Below are 18,866 nucleotides of genomic sequence, written 5' to 3'. Positions count from 1 at the left end.
CATGTATAATATAAAATGATGTAAATACAAGTTGGAGTATCCAAAGGAGCGTTGGCGGGTTGAACAGTCTGTTGTCACGTATGGTGTTGTTTTTTTCGAGCCTTATTGTAATCGGTGGAGCCATTTTGGGTTTTACCTTGTATCAATCTTCGAGCGAACTGGTGGAAAACTCCATGGGCCAGCAGGCCAAAGCGGTGGCCGAAAGGGCCGCAGCCATGATTAATGTGGACAAATATACAGACATTAAACCCGTTGCAGGGGGAGAGAATGCTTATTTTAATGAGCTTCGCGATCAGCTTAACGAGCTGAAGGAAGCTAACGGCTTCAAGTATTTATACACGCTGGGGAAAGTGGAAGACGGAGGCCAAGCGAGCTATGTGTACATCGTTGACGGCGTGGCTGCTTCCACCGCCAAAGAGGACTATTCGCCGCTAGGCACTCCCGAAAACAATGCGTACCCGGGGATGCTGCATACCTTTGAAACGGGCGAGGCTTCCATAGGCGATCTGACAAAGGATGAATACGGAGCCACCGTCTCGGCTTATGTTCCGATTAAAGGCAAGGACGGCAGTATTACAGGAGTTGTCGGGGCAGATCTGGATGCTACAGGGGTATACAAATTAATGGAAGCATCCAGAAGAACGATGCTGATCGTAGCTGCGATTGTGCTGGTGGTATGTATTCTGTTGGTCTTTGCACTAGCCAAATATTTGACTCGTCCGTTATTAAGGTTGACCCGAGACGTCGCCAAGGTTGGTGAAGGCGATCTGACGGTCGTTATTGATACGAATCGTAAGGATGAAATTGGCCATCTGGCTTCGGCTTTTGGGGTCCTCGTAACGGATACAAGAACGGTAATTGAGGGCATTCGCAAAGGCTCGGACCAGATCCTGTCTTCATCCGGGGATGTATACAATCATGCCCACGTTACAGCAGAAGCCAGTCGGGATATTTCCATACATATTAAAGAAGCTGCGGTGGGGGCAGAAACCCAGGTACTCCAGGCCATGGAGATGAATAAAGGCATGGAGGACATGACCTCCAGCATGCATCGCATTGCACAATCTGCTGCGATTGTAACGGACTTATCGCAGGAAACTACCGAGAATGCGCATCAGGGTAATGAAGCCATTGTCAGGGCTGTGGATCAAATGAAATCCATTGTAGACTCTACAGCGGCAATGGCTGCCGCCACCAAACAATTAGAGGAGCATTCCGTGGAAATCGGAGAGGTACTCTCCCTGATGACGGATATTGCCGGACAAACCAATCTGCTCGCGCTGAATGCAGCGATAGAAGCGGCTCGGGCCGGAGAGCATGGGCGTGGTTTTGCCGTGGTAGCCGAGCAGGTAAGGAAGCTGGCGACTCAATCCCAGTCGTCCTCGGCGGTTATCGCAGGCATCATCACCTCGGTTCAGCAACAGACTTCCGAGCTGTCCATACAGATGGAGGGAAGCGCCCTTGAAGCCAAGGTGGGAATGGACATTGTAAATGTGGCTGGACAATCCTTTGGCCATATTCATTCCGGTCTGGAGCGGATCACGACACAATTGCAGGAGGTATCGGCTGCCTCGGAGGAAATCACTTCTGTTTCTGAGGAAGTCGCAGCTTCTGTGGATCAGATGGAGGGAATTTCACGGCATGCAGCTGAACACTTCCACCTGATTGCAGAAGCCTCGGATGGGCAGCTAACCTCCATGGAAGGCGTCAGCCAATCGGCGGAGAGTCTGAAAGGGATGTCCGCTGAGCTGCGCCAGTTGATTGGACGGTTTAAGGTGACGGGATAATCAATATCAATATGTATACCAATATACGGAAAGGCGGCAGCTTCCTGATGGGAGACTGCCGCCTTTTGCTTATTCATCGAAAAGTGTCTACATGTTCATTATAATTCGCCAGCCAGCTTCAAGGCTTGATCCAGCACGGCGGCACCGTTTGCTCTACCGTAAGCAATCGTATCAATGACATCCACCGGGATGCCATAGGGAGCTGCAATTTCGGCAACCGGCTTTTTACGCATCCGTACTTGAGGACCAAGCAAAATAGCAATTACAGAATCTTTAATGCCTTCCAGCTCTTCCTTAATGGTACTTTCGGGGATGGCTTCGATGTTAAGCTCTATGGATCTGGCTGCCGCTTCTTTTTTCATCTTGGAAACCAGAATGGATGTGGACATACCCGCAGAGCATGCCAGAATAATTTTTTTCATATTTGAACGCCTCCAGAAATTGATTTTTAATTATTTATACTCTTCATCCAGATCAGCAACAAACGAGCGTTCTTTGATAGCAGATTGATACCAGTAGCCGGACTTCTTCAAATGCCGACTTCGATCATTCTCCAGGTTAATTTCCACCAGTCCATAGCGATTTTTAAAAGCATTCATAGGAGAAACGTTGTCTGTAAAGGCCCACAGCATATAACCTGTACAGTTCGAACCATCCTCTACAGCTTGTAACGTGTAGTATAAATGCTCAGTTATAAAGTCAATGCGATAGTCGTCCTGAATGATGTGCTCCTCATTTTTGAAGACAACTTCATTCTCAATGCCCATACCATTTTCCGCGACAAACCACTCGATATTGTTATATTCGTTCTTGATACGCATTCCCATATCGTAAATGATCTTGGGATAAATCTCCCAGCCCCGTGACTTGTTCATTCTTTTACCCGGAAGATCAAAATGCTCATAGTAGTAAGAGGGATGGAAGGGAATATTTTCATTCCACGCTTTGCTCTGCGCCTTGACCCGGTGTGGATAATAGAGATTGATGCCGACGTAGTCCACAGTATGGTCCTTAATGACTGTTAGTTCTTCTGTGGTTGATTCAAATGTAATATCATGCTTGCTCATTAAGTCGAATAGTTCTTGCGGGTATTCGCCTTTAATAAGAGGGTCCAAGAATACTCGATTGTAAAATAAATCATACACATGTGCCGCGTACTGGTCATGAGGGGCGCTGGATCGGGCATAAGTAACTTCGGGATTCAGAATAACGCCTATTTTCGCCCCGTTCTGATTATAGTTTTTGGCTTTGAAAAGTTGTACGCATTTCGCAGTAGCCAGCGTTTTATTATAATTCCATTGCATCCACTTCCGCGTATTTTGTTCATAGGGATAGCGAAGGGCATCCAGATAGACACGAGTCTGTACAACAATCGGCTCATTAAATGTAAACCAGTGTTTTACCCGATCTCCGTACCGTTCAAAAACCTTTTCCGCATATTTCACAAACAGTTCCACCACATGCTTGGAAGACCAGCCCTCATATTTGTCTAGCAAAAAAGCGGGCACCTCGTAGTGCTCCAGACAAATCATGGGCTCGACCCCACTGGCAATCAACTCGTCAATGACCCGGCTCATATAATCTGCATACGTTTCATCCACGACAACATTCTCATAATCCGTTAAGAAGCGGGACCAATTAATAGAAGTACGATAATGGGTCAGGCCAATCTGCTTCATCAGCGCAATATCCTCAGCGTAACGATTATAGAAGTCGGTTGCACCCGCAGGTCCATATCCATTGTGCCAGACATAGCGGTCATTTTTGTACCATTGGTCGAGAAATGAGTCCTGACCTTCCGTTTTACCGCTCCAGCCCTCTGTCTGCCAGGCGGAAGCCGCAGCACCTATGATGAAATTCGACGGAATTTGTATCGTATGTTTAGCCATTACATGCTTCTCCTTTTCGTACTGTAGATTCCCAAAGGCCCGTTAAGTAGGCCGCTCCCAATGCACGGTCATACAGTCCATAGCCGGGCTTTCCTTGCTCTCCCCAGATCATTCTCCCGTGGTCAGGTCTTACATACCCTTCAAACTGATGACGATGCAGGATATGAATCAGCTCCGCCATATCTATGCTACCCGATTCGGACAGATGCGCTGACTCTTCAAAATCACCGTTAGGATAACGTTTGACATTACGTAGATGAACAAAATGAATCCTTTTCTGCGCGACGTATTTGTCTAGCATTCCGGGTAAATCATTGTCTGGTGAGCTGCCTAGCGAGCCACTGCAAAAGGTAATACCATTATGCACGGTGGGCTGAAGCTCCAGCAGACGGTCAAAATCTGCTTCCTTGCTAAGAATACGCGGCAGACCCAGAACAGGCCATGGCGGATCATCTGGATGGATCGCCATTTTCACGCCGACCTCTTCGGCTGTGGGAATCACTTCTGCCAGAAAATAAGCTAGATTCTCCCAGATTCCTTCGGCTCCCAGTTCTTTATACTGCTTCATTAAAGCAGGAAGCTTTTGCTTTGGATATGATAAATCCCAACCCGGAAGCGTAAAATCAGCAATGATCGGCTCAATCCTTTTCAGTTCTTCCCCTGAGAAAGCCAATGTCAACGATCCGTCGGGAAGAGGCTTGTCAATGACGGTACGAAACCAGTCAAAGGCAGGCATGAAATTGTAGCAGACGACTTTTACCCCGGTATCACCCAGCCTTCTCAGGGTTTCTTTATAGTTGGCAATATAGTTGTCCCTGGTGGGGAGTCCCAGCTTAATCGCTTCATGTACCGGAACGCTTTCCACGACTTCAAATGTAAGTCCCGCTTCCTCGATTTGCTGCTTGAGAGCAGTGATACGGTCCAATGGCCATACCTCTCCAGGCGGAACGGTATAAACCGCACTTACAATTCCTTTGATATAAGGGACATGCCGGATGTAAGAGAGTGGAATGGAATCCTGCTCGCCATACCACCGAAAAGTCATTTTCACCATGATCAGCTTCTTCCTTTAAAGTTGGCGTTAACTGAATCCATTAATAATGCGCTTTCAATTAGGGAATATACTTCCATAGTAGCGCATTATTCAGCCGTTCGCTTGTTGGCAATTTTGACGAACGGGAAATAGATGATAATCGCTACCACAATACAAATGATCTGGGTTACGACGGCGCCAATGCTTCCACCTGTAGACAGGTAGGCATTAATAATAGGCGGAGTAGTCCATGGAACCATGACGACGGCCTTACCTGCAAATCCAAGCAACGTCGAAAAGTAGCCAATCGTTCCTGTGATGAGCGGAGTAATAATGAAAGGGATAGCCATCAATGGATTCAACATAATTGGAAGTCCGAAAATGACAGGCTCGTTAATATTAAACAGACCCGGTCCAAACGAAAGCTTGGTAATTTCCTTCATATCCTCCCGCTTGGAAGCAATCATAATACAAATCAAAAGGGCCAGCGTAATCCCTGAACCACCGATACTCATGTATACGTCCCAGAAAGGCATCGTAATAATGTTCGGAATCGGCAGTCCTTGCTCATAGGCAGTCATGTTGACGGTAATCGCTCCAAGCAGCAGAGGTTCACGAATCGGTTTTACCATTTGGTTCCCGTGAATGCCGATCACCCAGAAGATTTGCGCAACCAGCATCAGCACCAGTATACCCGGCAGTCCCTGCACCACGGTCTCCAGCGGTTTTTGCACCACATTATAGACGGCATCATACAGGTAGAGACCTGTAAATTTATGAAAGAAGAATCCAAGCATCGAGAAGACAGTCACCGTAATGATGGTTGGAATGAGTGCCGAGAAAGAAACAGCCACATTGCTGGGAACACTTTCAGGCATTTTAATTTTTAGCTTATCGGACTTGCCCAGCTTGTTGTACAGCTCAACGGATAGAATGCTTATGAAAATACCTAAAAACAAGCTCTTGGTATCCGTAAACTGGCGGGCTATGACATCCGTTACTTTCTGCATTTCCCCGTTAACCATCAGCTCAATCGTGGTCGGCGTCACAGATATAAAGCAGATTACAGCGAGTAGTCCTGGAAAGAGGTTTTTCTCCCCGTTTATTTTTCCTAGCTCCAGACCAATCATGAAAATAGCCAGGATGGTAAGGATATTCAAGCTGGCATAGTTAATACCTGAGAAAATCGGTTTGTACTCTGCCAGGAATGAGAACGGCTTAAAGTGGGCCAGACCATTTACGGGGTCCATCACCATATTGGAAATCAGTACAGCAAAGGCACCCACAATGATGACAGGCATTAATGTGATAAAGGCTGATTTGATTGCTATAATATATTTAAAATTGTTGATTGCATTTGCCACTGATGTGAGGCCGTTGATTAGCTTGTCTTTGAAAGCCATGGGATAGCGCCCCTCCCTCTACGATTTGGGTACGAATTGATCAATACGTTCATACAGGTCTACAAACTCTGAGGCCATATCGCGAATGGTGATGGCATTCATCAAATGATCTTGAGCATGTACCATCATGACCGACATCTCTGTTTTTTCACCCGCTGCTTCCTTATTGATGATTCTAGTTTGAATTTTGTGGGAGGACACCAGTTCTTTTTTAGCTGAGGCTAATTCTTCTTTGGCTTCCTGAAACTTTCCCGCCTTTGCAAGCTCAATCGCCTCCATGGCCGAGCTGCGTGCATTCCCAGCGTATAATATAATTTGGAATACAATTTCTGTATCATCCATGCCCTCCATGCTCACGTCGTGCTCTGTAGTTTCATCATTATTCATATTTCTTATCTCCCTTCAAAAGCTGCCTTCTTCAGCATTATAAATTGGAATCGCTTTCAACATAACGCACATTATTTCCTCTTCTTAACGGAAATAAATCGTTCTTTTAATGCTATCTCCATCACTAAACATAAAAAGGGAGAGACCCTGGCCATGTAGGCTTCAGATTTCTCCTGTCTTTACATACTTCTATGTTCAACTATTTTTATGCAGCACTTCTACGAATTCCGTGTATGTTTTGCAGCGGATAAGCTGCTGGACGAGCTTTTCATTATTTAAAATTTCAAGCAAAATATGATACATACTCTGTAAATCTTCTGATTTGGTGCGCTGTATGCAGAGCATACAAATAAACTGTACTGGCTTGCCATCCCAATCGATGGCTTTTTGTAATGTACAGATGGCCCAAAACGTGGAATCTGCGAATGGTTCCATCGGATGCGGAATCGCGACAAAGTTGCCAAATGAAGTGGGGGAAACAGCTTCGCGCTCTATCACAGATTGCAGTAGAGGGCCTTTCACTAGATCGGCTTCGCGTATTTTTGCGGCTATAAATTCAAGCACCTGGAGTTTGTTATCAAACTTCTGCTGAAGAAAGACCATTTTTTTGCGTACATACTGCACAGCAGGAAGTCTTGCCTCTGAGATTGCTTGTTCAATTTTAGTGATATCGGAACCGCCCAAAAATGTATTTACATGTATGATGGGGACAGAAAGCGGCTCTGAAATAGGGATTGTGCTAATGACAAAGTCCAGTGTATCCAACGGCATTTGTTTTAGCTTATAAAATTCAGTGGTTCCCACGATATCCAACCTGGAACCGAAGACCGATTGAAGCTTATAATACAGCAGCTTTGCGCTGCCGAGTCCAGAAGCACATACGATCATGCACCTTTTGGGTGCGCCCTCCATTTTCTTTCTTTCCATTGCGACTCCGATATGAATGGCTAAATATCCAATTTCATTTTCCTCGATGTGTATATGAAGCCGTTGCTTGATGACTTCTGCAGCAATGATACCTGCTTCAAAGGCAAGCGGGTAATTGGCTTTGATTTCATCCAGCATAGGATTACGCAAATTCATTCCGTATTGATAGCGGTTAATGACCGGTTTGAGGTGAAGGCAAAAAGCAATCAGCAATTCCTTGTCGTTGTGAATGTTCATTTTCAACTGTTGATCAATTTGATCCAGTATTTCAACCGTTAGCTCATAGATATCTTTATCAATGATCTTCTTAATCTCCGCTTCGTCCAAATGGGCACTAACGACTGTCCTTACACCCAGCAGGTGCACAGCAATGTACGCAACTTCAACAGGTGGAAAGGAGTGCTTCATGTTTTGTTCTAAAGCAGATACGATCTCAGTTGCCACCATAAACTCTTTCTGCGCTTCAATTTTTTTCATTTCTTGAGGATAATACGAAACATACCTTTCTTCACGAATACGCTTACATGCAATAGCAATATGAATGACCAGATTGTTCAAGGCAATGTCCGACAACTGAATATCATTGAATTCAATGCGATCCAGAATCACTTCTCTGATAAATTCCATCTCTTCGTTAGAAATCAGAGGAGGGTGGGACATCTGCTGCTCGCCTATTTCATCTGTTCTACTGAATATATAGTCGGAAATGCAATAACGCAGCTTGGCCTCGTTACCTTTGACTCGAATGCCATGATACGGTCTGTTCTCCAGGGATAGTCCGTAGGTTGCCAGTAACTTGCGCAGTTCTTTGAGGTCATTCTGTAAAGTAGATCGACTAACATACAGGATCTCAGCTAAATCATCAAGCTTGACATATGCATTGCTAAGCAGCAGCTTTTTCATTAAATAACGATTTCTGGCTTCAGAAGAATTCGCTAATGGATAGGGCACATGATTTTCATAATCCTTTAATTGCTTCAGCAGATGATGAAATGCTTGTTCGTCATGAATCTCTAGCTTGTAGCCTGTTCCTTTAAGGGGTTTGACTGCTGCTCCATGCTTTGACAACAGCGCACCCAATTCCTTTAGATCCGTTCGTATGGTTCGAGAGGATACCTTCAATGCATTTGCCAAGTGTTCTCCGTTGACCATCTGTTCTGCAACCAATATACGAAGAATATCAAAAATACGCAAAACGAGCCTCCTTCCATAGCTGTTCTGATGAACAGTATACAACGGTTAAAGTAGATTGGTTATGTAAAAGTGAAAAATCCGATTATACAATTGATTGAAAAAGAGTGGTGTTGAGTATGTGAAATCTGATAACCAGAAAAGACCGCCTACACGGCGGCCTTATTCTAGAATCATAGAGATAGCAAACAGTAATAATCCAATGATCATCAGAATAAAGGACCATTTCCATCTGGTTTTTCTATCTTTCCCCTCGGGATCGGCTGCCTGTTCATTATAAAAATTGGCACGCATACGGTCACCACTAACCCCTGTTCCACTTAAGATAATGGCGAGTATGATGAAGACCGCTCCTGCCCACCACACATAATTATATATGATGATGATCCCTCCCTCTTCTAATCTTCTCTATTACCCCATTTGGTTCACCTTATCCTAGGTCATTCTGAGGCTAAACAAGATCTTCGTTCAATCACCTCGGTATTCACCAGCACCTGAGTATGATGTTCTTGTTTTTTATTCAGCTTCTCCATAAGCAAGTTTACAGCAGTTCGAGCCAAAACCTCCTTTTTCACATGAATGGTTGTGAGTTCCGGGCTAATGACCTTGGCCTCATGAATATTATCAAATCCCATGACGGAAATTTGTTCAGGCACTCGAATGTTCATTTCCTGGAACGTTTTAATGGCACTGATCGCCATATAATCATTTTCGCAAAATAGGGCCGAAGGTAGCTCATTCAATTCATGAATAGCTGTTTTAAATGCGTCCTGTGACATCACAAGCATGGGATGCATATCAAATATAAGCCCATTTTCTATGGAAAGATTGTGCTCCTCTAAAGCCGCCATAAACCCTTCCTTTCGTTTTTTAAAGTTGAGGATTCTGGTACTGGATTGCACGTATCCTATTCGTCTGTGTCCAGACTGAATTAAGTATTGGCCTGCCTGATACCCGCCAAGATAGTTATTAATGGATACGAAACTGGCGTCGACGTGTTCAAAGCAGGTATCCAAAATCACAATATTGGTATGAATGGATTGTATAGAATCAATAATCTCGGAAGTTAAATTGGTGCCAAGCAGAAGTACGCCTGAAGAGGGCTGATCTTTTTCCAAAGCAGATAATTCTTCTTCGAGGCTATGGCTATCAAAAGACGAAAAAATCAGGGTATTTCCATGCTCTCTCACCTGATTGGTAATATGATGAATTAATTCATTGAAAAAGGGAAATGAATCATAATGCTCTGTTACGATGTCTGTATTTTTACATGCCACAAAGCGAATCACATGGTGATTTTTAATGAATTCCTTGTTTGACTTCATGGTACGTGGTTTATATCCATGCTCTTGGGCTATTTTTAGAATGTGCTCCTTGGTTTCTTCGCTGACTCCGGGTTTGTTATTAAAAGCAAGAGAGACAGCAGATTTCGAAACACCTGCAAGCCTTGCAATATCATCAATTTTCAATGTGGAACCCCCTATTGAACTAAACTACATAAATTATATCATTACTCCACAAAAAAGTTTAGATTATAAACTAAACTAAACTAAAAAAACGTTGAACAGAAAAATGTTGACCTTTTATAATTAATGGTGTTAATATTCAAGTGTAAAGCGCTTTAATTTAGTTTATTTAACGAATAAAACATATAATTTTAGTTGTTTATTTACTTTTGTTTAGAGAATGTTATGAGTGTGGCTAGGAAGGAAAGGTGATTCATTTGAGTTTAAACATTGCTGAAAATCAAAGAAGTTTTATCAAAGAGGAAAAACCCTTTTTTTATTTAGCGGATACGGTTTGGAGCGCATTTACCAATGCGACGATGGAGGAGTGGAGCGATTACCTTGATTATCGGAAGATGCAGGGATTCAATGTGTTGCAAATCAACATGCTCCGTCAATGGGATGCAAGTGAATCGGATCTGAATCTACAGCCGTTTGCATTACTGGAAAATGGAGACTTCGACTACCATACATTAAACGAAGCTTATTTTGATCGAGCAGAGGTCATGATTAAAATGGCTGTAGAGCGCGGATTTGTTCCGGCATTGGTTCTTCTATGGTGTAACTATGTACCAGATACATGGGCTGAAATGTTCCAAAAGGGCAATAAAATGCCATTTGAATGCATTGAACACTACGTAACATACGTTGTAAATCGATTTTCTCCATTTGAACCTATTTTCCTGATCAGCGGGGATAGTGATTTTCCGACCGAACGTGCCAATTCTTATTATTTAAAAGCACTGGATATTGTACACCAATTAAGCCCGGCTAGCTTAACTACGCTGCATATTCAGGGAAGATTGAGGGAGATTCCTGAAGTCTTTGAGAAACACAATGGTCTAGGATTCTATATGTATCAATCCGGGCATAATTCACAATTTCAACATGTGGCCCATGAGATTGCACAGCATTTCTATCATAAATCGGAAATACGGCCCGTCATTAATGGGGAACCATGTTATGAACAGATCAGCTACAGTCGTAATGTGTATGGCAGATACACTTCACTGGATGCTAGAAAAGCGGCATGGCAAAGCCTCCTTGCAGGAGGGGGAGCGGGAATCACTTATGGGGCGCATGGCATTTGGAGCTGGCATAAAAAAGGAAAGAAATTCGGCAATGTAGAAGGGGAAGGCTTTGATAGTCCCTATGATTGGAGAACGGCATTACGATTTGAAGGCGCGTGGGATTACTCCTTTATTAAATATTTGTTTGAAATGTATAACCTTACTGGCTTGGAGCCGCAGGATATTATTTTAAACAAGACGGAGGAAATCAGAGCTGCGGGCACCGAGAATACTCTCGTCTTGTATATCCCGGCTAACACGAAGGTACGATTAAGCATCAATGTGCAGGATTACAAGTTTACAACGATTGATTTAGTAGGGAAACGATTTGCCCAAACGGAGGTGTACGTCCAGGAAGGTCAATCCATTATAGATATGCATAGTTTTGAAAGTGATGTTGTGATCATCGGAACCAAATAGAAAAAAAGAGGAATAGAATGTGGATGGAGCGAAGCAACATGTGGGAAATTGGTGTCATAGGCACAGGGTAGAATAGAAAGCGCATCCAAGAAGGAGTGAACATCATGGATCATAAAAAAACAGCCAAAGAAGTATTGAACTCAGTAGGAGGAAATGACAATGTAAACAGTGTAATTCACTGTGTAACCCGATTGAGATTCAATTTGAAGGATAATAAATTACCAGATAAGGAACAAATCAAGCGGATTGACGGTGTCATTACCGTCGTGGAGAGCGGTGGCCAATTTCAGGTGGTCATCGGGAATGAGGTTCCCAAAGTATACGAAGCTCTTTTGGATACGATGGGCGTAAAGCATGGAGAACAGAGAGCTGAAGAAGATCAGAAAGGAAGTATATTCAGCCGATTTGTCGATGTAATTTCAGGCGTGTTCATGCCCGTTGTGGGTGTGCTCGCTGCTGTGGGGATTCTAAAAGGACTTTTGGCCTTATGCACATCCCTGGGCTGGATGACGGATCAGATGGGCACGTATAAAATTTTATATGCGACAGCAGACGCTATGTTTTATTTCTTTCCGATTATTTTAGGATTTTCAGCAGGTAAAAAATTTGGAGGAAACCCGTACCTGTCTGCTGTTTTGGGGGCAGCCTTGGTGTATCCGACCATGACTTCCGCCTTTACGGATAAAACGGCGCTGTCCTTTTTGACCATACCTGTTGTTCTGATTAATTATACTTCCTCTGTTATACCTATCATTATTGGAGCGTTTTTGGCAGCTAAGGTCGAAAAAATAATAAGTAAGTATGCACCTGCCTCCATTAAAATGTTCATTGTGCCTTTTCTGACCTTGGTCATCATATCACCGATTGTTTTTCTGGTTGTCGGGCCGATAGCAACTATAGTCAGCGATGGGTTAGCTAATGGCTCCATGTGGATTTACCAGTTAAGTCCGGCTGTAGCTGGCCTCGTTCTGGCCGGGTTCTGGCAGGGCATAATTATCTTCGGTCTGCATTGGGCGTTTATTCCAATTCTCCTGAATAATGTAGTTACGAACGGGTTTGATCCGATTAACGGGATGTTGTTCTGTACTACTTTTGCTCAAACCGGTGCGGCCTTTGCCATTGCTTTGAAATCACGTGACCCTAAATTAAAGCCTATTGCCACTTCTGCTACAATTGCAGGGGTGATGGGAGTTACGGAACCAGCTATTTACGGGGTTACGCTACCTACCAAAAAGCCGTTTATTTTAGCTTCCATTGCCGCAGGTATAGGGGGAGCCGCAGCAGGTTCGCTGGGATCAACGGCATATGGTTTTGCCTCAGGCGGCGTTTTCGGTATTCCGCTGTTCATTAATCCAAAAGGTATAGATGCAGGTTTCATCGGCTTTATCATATCTTTGGTTGTGGCTTTTGTACTCGCATTTATCCTGACCTATCTTTTCGGCTACAAAAATGCTAAACCTGCTTCTGAGATTAAGGTTGCAGATGTAAGCAAAGAGGAGGACAAAGTGGTATTCAGTCCTCTAAACGGTGAATTGATTCCTTTAACCGCTGTAAATGATGAAGCTTTCTCAAGTGGTGCGATGGGTCAGGGCGCGGCTATTATTCCAAGAGACGGGGTAGCCTACGCGCCGTTTAACGGAACTGTTGTTACCGTTTTCAAAACAAAGCATGCGATCGGGCTTATCTCTGAGGATGGAGTTGAATTGCTCATTCACATTGGAATCAATACGGTCAGCTTGAAAGGAAAACATTTCACTTCTTTTATTTCTGAAGGAGATACCATTCAAAAAGGAGACAAGCTGGTTGAATTTGATCCCGAGGCTATAGCAGATGAAGGATATGATATCACCACATCCATCATTGTAACCAACACAGCCGTGTACACGGATATCATAATGGAAGCTACAACAGATATTCATGCTGGAGACCAATTATTAAAGATTAGATAGATTCCGAACAGTAGTGATAAAAAAGAAAGTCATAATGCTGACGATGGCCCGTGTGTAAAAAGGGATGTCGTCAGCTATTATTTTTGGGGGATAATGGTTTCTGTATCGTCTTGGAGACCTGCCCTACTTTAAGCTGTTGGAGTAATTCTTCATTAAAATAATAAATTACCTCACGCCCAGCGCATTCATCATTTGCCGGAAGGATTGCACATATTTATCCGGTGCTAACAGGTCGACGATCCTTGTCAGCCCCTTCTGGCGAATGGATTCGCGTTGTGGCACGTTGTTCATCAGATCCAGTCCCTCCAATACCGCCTGCAGATATCTCCTTGCGTATAAAATTTACCTGTTACGTTGTGATCGATGAAGGCTCGCACCCCGTCAGAATCAGAGCTGAGCACGGGACAGCGGCAAGCCATGGCCTCAGCTACGGCGTATCCAAATCCCTCTACCAGTGAAGTGGACAACAGACACCCTCCCGAATCGCCAATCACGGAGTAATACAGAGGCATTTTAGCATGGGGCACGTTGTTGAAACGTTCTACAATGGAGGACAAGCCAAGCTGTGTAACCATGCTCTCGAATTGTATCTTATCCTCTGGCTGCGAAAGGGTATTATCATAGAACATCCAGATGCGAAGATCCGGACGGTTTTGCAGCATCCAGTAAGAGATATCGATAAAATGCCTCCAGTTTTTGTTCGGCTCCAGCCGTCCAACTCAAGCAATAACCGGGATGATCGGGGGGAGTGTTATTAACATAATTAAATACGCGGGTATCCAGCACATTTGGAAATACATAACGTTCAAGCCAGGGACACATACTGGAGAATAAATCCATTAGATGAGCCGTATCTGGTAGCAGCACTGCATTGGCGTATCTTTGTAGAAAGGGTGTGGCTTCGCTTACTACGCAACTTCCACCTGCGAACCGAAGCCCTGTGATTCATAGATTAGCATACCCTGATAGCCCAACGTTCTTAGCCTGGGAAGCATCGGGTAATCCGGCGAGACGACGATGGCATCGTAACGGTTAGCACTTACCAGCTTTCAAATAATGCAGAAATGCTCCTGTACATTCTTCTATTCACATTTTGGACACATTATTTTAAGCTTATATTTAAGTGACTTTAAGCTGGAGCTATATGTGTGGGATTAACATTAGAGTTTAAAGTGTTGAGGGAGAGCTATGATAAAAGAAAGGGTGAAGCGTGTGCTCAAGGTGCAGCAGGTCAGCAAGTGGTATGAGGGCAACAGGGGCGTACATAAGCTGGATTTTGAAATGCAGCGTGGTGAGATTGTTGGATTTCTGGGGCCTAACGGTGCAGGCAAAACGACAACGATGCGCATGATTACAGGGTATCTCCAACCGAATGAGGGAGTGATTACGATTGATGGCATACCGATTCAGGAGCAGGGCAGACAGGCTCGTTCCAAAATCGGTTATTTGCCGGAAACGCCCCCTCTGTATGGAGATATGTCCGTTCGATCCTATTTAAAGTTTGTGGCGAGCATTCGAGATGTGCCTGCGAGAGAGCACAAGCTGCGCATTTCCGAAATGATTTCCCGGCTTGGGTTAAACGGGCGTGAAAGACAACTGGTACGCAGTCTGTCCAAAGGGTACAAGCAGCGTTTGGGACTGGCGGGGGCGATTATTCATAACCCGGATTTGCTGGTGCTGGATGAGCCGACATCAGGTTTGGACCCGAATCAGATTTTGGAGATTCGCCAGCTCATTCAGGAGATTGGAGAGAATCATACGGTGCTGCTCAGCACGCATATTTTGCCCGAGGTGGACGCCTTGTGCAATCGGGTTCTTATCATTCATGAGGGTGAATTGGTGCTGGATGGACGGCCTGATGCGCTAGGCGGATCGATAGAAGACGGATTTAAGGTAAAAGTGGAGGTCAAAGGCAGCCGTGAGCAGGTGCTGAACGTTCTTCGCGCTTGGGGGAAAGTTGAGGTGGAGCTTTTAACATCTGGCTTGTCTCAAGCTGACACAAAGCTAATTGCAAATGAGCAAGAGTTGACCGGGCTGTTACTCACAGGCGCTTCCGATGAGGATTTCCGTGAGGAGCTTTTTTATGTGCTGTCTGGTGCGAAGCTTCCGATTATAGAGTTGAAAAAAGAAAGCCTCAGCTTGGAAAATATATTCCAGCAGTTAACGACTCGCGAGTCGAAAACGGATGAGGCCGGGCAAGACAAGAGTACAGGAGGTGAACGATCATGAGGCGCTTGTTCGCGGTCTGTCAAAAGGAGCTTCAAGCCTATTTATGGACGCCGACAACGTATTTTGCGCTTGCGGTGTACATGCTGCTGACGGGGCTGCTCTTTTACACGAATTTTGTCATGTATCAGCCAAGCATCTTGGACTATCGGCTGGTACTCGGTGACACGCTGTCCATGCTGTTGTTCGTTGTCCCACTGCTCACGATGAGGCTGGTAGCGGAGGAATTCAGACAGGGTACGGATGAGCTGTTACTTACCTCGCCAGTGAGTGTGACAGAAATGATTGTGGGTAAATTTTTGGCGTCGCTGGGCATGCTGCTGATTTTGGTGCTGTGCAGTCTGGCGTACCCGGTCGTGATGTCCTTTTACGGATCGCTGGACTGGACACTGGTATTTACGTCTGTGATCGGTCTGTTTATGCTGGGTGCAGCCATGATGGCCATTGGTCTGTTCGCTTCGACGCTTTCGCAGCATCAGATGATGTCGGCGGTCGTCAGCTTTATTATTTTGCTCGTGTTTTGGATGCTGGATTCGTTTGGTGGACAAACAGGCGCATCTGCGGACTTGCAGCAATGGCTGGAGCCTTTTTCACTAACCGCACGGTTTGACAGCTTCACCAAAGGATTGCTGAACGGAGCCGATGTGCTGTATTACGTGACAGTGGCGGTGCTCTTTTTGCTATTCAGCATCCAGGTGGTCGAACGGAAACGGTGGAGGTGATGAACATGAAAAAATGGCTGGGTCATACCAACAGTGTGGTATTGTCGGTTGCTGCTGCAGGTATTTTTATTTTGCTGACGCTGTTTCTGCGTTCGCTGGGAGGCTTTCAGGTGGATTTGACGGCAGGCAAGCAGTATACGTTGTCTGATCAGACATTGACGGCCATTCAGGGAGTGAAGGAAGACATACGGCTGATTGCTTTTACCGTATCGACTTCGCAAAATCAAAAGCTGAACCGGGACGTTACGGATATGCTGAGTGAATACGCCAAGCGTAACAGCAAGCTCAAGGTCGAGCAATATGATCTGAATCAGGAGCCGCTGCTGGCCAAGGAATACGGTGTCACCGAAGCATCCATCGTGCTGGTTCAGGGTGAGAAGAAACGTGTTATTGATATAGGTAGTCTGTTTACGCAGGCACAGGGAAGTAGCGAGGGAGCGTACCAGTTTAGCGGGGAAGAAAAGCTGACCAGCGGACTGCTAGGACTATCATCTACCCGTCAGGGAAAAGTCGTTTTCCTGACCGGACATGAGGAAATCCCTTTGTCCCAAATGACCGGATTGAGCAGCTCACTGGCGCAGGATAATGTAAAAACAGAAGAAGTGCAGCTCAATCAGGCGGGGAGTGTGCCTAAAGATGCATCGGTGCTGGCTATTGTGGGGCCACAACGAGATATCAGCGCGACGGAGCTGAAAAGCATTCGCACCTATTTGGAGGGTGGTGGAAAGCTTTTTCTGGCGTTGGGCTTTCATCCGAACATGCAATCGGACTGGAAAAACCTTGACGCACTGGCGGCGGATTACGGTGTGAAGGATACACATGCGATCGTGGTGGATCAGGAGCAGACGAATACGCTTGGACCTCTGTTTACAGTGCCTACCTTTGGCAGTCATGCAATTACCGATAAGCTGGCGGCCTCCAATCTGTACCCGGTGCTTTCGCTGTCTATTGCTTTGCAAGCAGGGGAGCAGAAGAATTGGAAGACTACGGCCTTGCTCAAATCTTCTGCTGCCAGCTATGGGGAAACGAATATTCAGGGGCTGCTAAACAACGAAACACAGAAGGATGACAAGGACCCGCAGGGGCCGCTTGATCTGGGTTACGCGGTAAATGGCAAGGATGGCAAACCCAAAGCCATTATTCTCGGAACGTCAGCCCTTATGAGCGACACCGAGATCAGCACGGGAGGCAATCGGGATTTTGTGCTGAACAGTCTGAATTATGTACAGGAACAATCTGACGGGCTTACCATTCGTCCTCGTCAGGAGCAGGATTATAAGGTGGTTTATTTGACTCCTGCGCAAGCGAAGACGATAATGACCCTATCCGTGATCGGATTGCCATTGTTGTTTGCGGCAGCCGGAATCTTATTATGGTGGAGGCGAAGAAGAGCATGAGAAAATGGATACCCACCGTGCTGCTGTTAGTTGTATTGGGAGCGGGTATAGTCTATGCCAAGAGCCAAAACTTTTTTCGTGAACAAGCTCCTGCAGCTCGCCAACTGGTTCAGCTTACGCAGGGGAATATTTCGTCTTTTGCTATAACAGGGAAGGAAGGCAAGACGGTCGAACTTACACAACGTGATGGCAAATGGAGCATGAGCAAGCCGCAGTCTTATCCGTTAAACGGTTATACGATAGACAATTGGTTAGCTGCTATTCAAAATGTGAAGCTTGGTGAGGTGGTGGAAACCTCTCCAAAAGATGTAGCCAAATACGGAATCAGCGCCACCGGCAACCAAATTCAGATCAAGACCAAGGATGGAAGCGAGCATACCTTTGCTTTTGGCGAAACATTGCCTTCCGGAGATGCTGCTTATGTGCTGTCAGATAAAAAAGAGGTAGCCTCCGTACCTGTGGATACCCTTTCCGGGTTGTTACTGGGTGCAGCCGATTTTACGGATACGACGCCGTTTGACTGGGATGATGACAAGCTGAGCGGACTGGAGTGGGAAGGCCAGTCCGCGTCTTGGATGCTTAAGTCATCCGGTGACGGGGGAACCGGGGAAAGCTCTTCCACAGCTTGGACGCTGAATGGAAAGTCGGTAACCAGTGATACGGCGACCTCCTTATCGCAGCAAATCAAAAATCTGGCCAGCAGCCAATCCTTGCGTAAAGCCTCCGAGCTGAACCATCCTGTTCACCGCTTTACGCTGAGCGTATCGCTGGGCAAACAGGATGAGCCGCAGCAGGTGTATCAGGGCTGGACGGTGGACGGTGACCCGGATACCGTATGGGTCGTGCCTCCGCAAAGCAATTGGGCGTATGGTCTGTCCGTATCTGACGTGAAGCGTATTGAACAGGCTGGACATGACCAGGCTCAAGCTGGAAAATGATCATCTGAACACGAGCTTGGAG

At 45.4% G+C, this 18,866-nt stretch carries 16 protein-coding genes; 7 read left to right on the top strand and 9 right to left on the bottom strand.

All coding sequences use genetic code 11. The features are described 5' to 3' along the window. The first annotated feature begins 59 nt into the window (after positions 1–59). The gene (locus NST83_RS19160; RefSeq protein ID WP_342415300.1) at positions 60–1,787 is read left to right on the top strand and encodes a methyl-accepting chemotaxis protein; all 1,728 of its coding nucleotides are present in this window, start codon (positions 60–62) and stop codon (positions 1,785–1,787) included. Between the two features lie 98 nt (positions 1,788–1,885). On the opposite strand, the gene NST83_RS19155 is transcribed toward NST83_RS19160, so the two are convergent. From NST83_RS19155 to NST83_RS19125, 7 genes are all read right to left on the bottom strand, one after another. Then, positions 1,886–2,209, bottom strand: coding sequence for a PTS sugar transporter subunit IIB (locus tag NST83_RS19155; RefSeq protein WP_014277757.1), 324 nt, complete (start codon positions 2,207–2,209; stop codon positions 1,886–1,888). 30 nt (positions 2,210–2,239) lie between these two features. Continuing rightward, positions 2,240–3,676, bottom strand: coding sequence for a glycoside hydrolase family 1 protein (locus tag NST83_RS19150; protein ID WP_342415299.1), 1,437 nt, complete (start codon positions 3,674–3,676; stop codon positions 2,240–2,242). Then, positions 3,669–4,727 carry a mannonate dehydratase gene (gene uxuA / locus NST83_RS19145; protein WP_342418000.1) on the bottom strand — a complete coding sequence of 353 codons (1,059 nt, stop codon included), beginning with the start codon at positions 4,725–4,727 and terminating at the stop codon, positions 3,669–3,671. The genes NST83_RS19150 and uxuA overlap by 8 nt, the downstream gene beginning before the upstream one ends. A gap of 89 nt (positions 4,728–4,816) precedes the next feature. Beyond that, positions 4,817–6,112, bottom strand: coding sequence for a PTS transporter subunit EIIC (locus tag NST83_RS19140; RefSeq protein ID WP_342415298.1), 1,296 nt, complete (start codon positions 6,110–6,112; stop codon positions 4,817–4,819). An 18-nt stretch (positions 6,113–6,130) separates the two neighbouring features. Then, the gene (locus NST83_RS19135; RefSeq protein WP_044645782.1) at positions 6,131–6,454 is read right to left on the bottom strand and encodes a PTS lactose/cellobiose transporter subunit IIA; all 324 of its coding nucleotides are present in this window, start codon (positions 6,452–6,454) and stop codon (positions 6,131–6,133) included. Positions 6,455–6,694: 240 nt separating this feature from the next. After that, positions 6,695–8,620 (bottom strand): BglG family transcription antiterminator, encoded by a 1,926-nt coding sequence (locus NST83_RS19130; RefSeq protein WP_342415297.1) that lies wholly within the window; start codon positions 8,618–8,620, stop codon positions 6,695–6,697. A 437-nt stretch (positions 8,621–9,057) separates the two neighbouring features. Beyond that, complete coding sequence (locus NST83_RS19125; protein WP_342415296.1) at positions 9,058–10,086, bottom strand: LacI family DNA-binding transcriptional regulator; 1,029 nt, start codon at positions 10,084–10,086, stop codon at positions 9,058–9,060. A 245-nt stretch (positions 10,087–10,331) separates the two neighbouring features. Here NST83_RS19125 and NST83_RS19120 point away from each other — a divergent pair, with 245 nt between their 5' ends. Together NST83_RS19120 and NST83_RS19115 are read left to right on the top strand one after the other, a co-directional pair. Continuing rightward, positions 10,332–11,612, top strand: coding sequence for a DUF4038 domain-containing protein (locus NST83_RS19120; RefSeq protein ID WP_342415295.1), 1,281 nt, complete (start codon positions 10,332–10,334; stop codon positions 11,610–11,612). A gap of 104 nt (positions 11,613–11,716) precedes the next feature. Next, positions 11,717–13,561 (top strand): beta-glucoside-specific PTS transporter subunit IIABC, encoded by a 1,845-nt coding sequence (locus tag NST83_RS19115; protein WP_342415294.1) that lies wholly within the window; start codon positions 11,717–11,719, stop codon positions 13,559–13,561. A 165-nt stretch (positions 13,562–13,726) separates the two neighbouring features. Here the strand turns inward: NST83_RS19115 and NST83_RS19110 are convergent, their stop codons facing one another. After that, positions 13,727–13,852 (bottom strand): hypothetical protein, encoded by a 126-nt coding sequence (locus tag NST83_RS19110; protein ID WP_342415293.1) that lies wholly within the window; start codon positions 13,850–13,852, stop codon positions 13,727–13,729. Further along, the gene (locus NST83_RS19105) at positions 13,852–14,223 is read right to left on the bottom strand and encodes a glycosyltransferase (RefSeq protein WP_342415292.1); all 372 of its coding nucleotides are present in this window, start codon (positions 14,221–14,223) and stop codon (positions 13,852–13,854) included. The genes NST83_RS19110 and NST83_RS19105 overlap by 1 nt, the downstream gene beginning before the upstream one ends. Before the next feature lie 526 nt (positions 14,224–14,749). On the opposite strand from NST83_RS19105, the gene NST83_RS19100 reads away from it, so the two are divergent. The 4 genes from NST83_RS19100 to NST83_RS19085 are packed head-to-tail and all read left to right on the top strand — an operon-like array spanning position 14,750 to position 18,844. After that, a complete protein-coding gene (locus NST83_RS19100) occupies positions 14,750–15,790 on the top strand; it encodes an ATP-binding cassette domain-containing protein (protein WP_342415291.1) in 1,041 nt (346 codons plus the stop codon). Continuing rightward, a complete protein-coding gene (locus tag NST83_RS19095; protein WP_137060061.1) occupies positions 15,787–16,509 on the top strand; it encodes an ABC transporter permease in 723 nt (240 codons plus the stop codon). The genes NST83_RS19100 and NST83_RS19095 overlap by 4 nt, the downstream gene beginning before the upstream one ends. 5 nt (positions 16,510–16,514) lie before the next feature. After that, the gene (locus NST83_RS19090) at positions 16,515–17,906 is read left to right on the top strand and encodes a GldG family protein (protein WP_342415290.1); all 1,392 of its coding nucleotides are present in this window, start codon (positions 16,515–16,517) and stop codon (positions 17,904–17,906) included. Next, positions 17,903–18,844, top strand: a complete 942-nt coding sequence (locus NST83_RS19085) for a DUF4340 domain-containing protein (protein WP_342415289.1) — start codon at positions 17,903–17,905, stop codon at positions 18,842–18,844. The genes NST83_RS19090 and NST83_RS19085 overlap by 4 nt, the downstream gene beginning before the upstream one ends. Positions 18,845–18,866 lie beyond the last annotated feature (22 nt).

Origin of the sequence: Paenibacillus sp. FSL R10-2782, assembly GCF_038592985.1 — a bacterium.
GTDB lineage: Bacteria > Bacillota > Bacilli > Paenibacillales > Paenibacillaceae > Paenibacillus > Paenibacillus terrae_C.
This window is presented reverse-complemented; position numbering and strand designations above follow the sequence as displayed.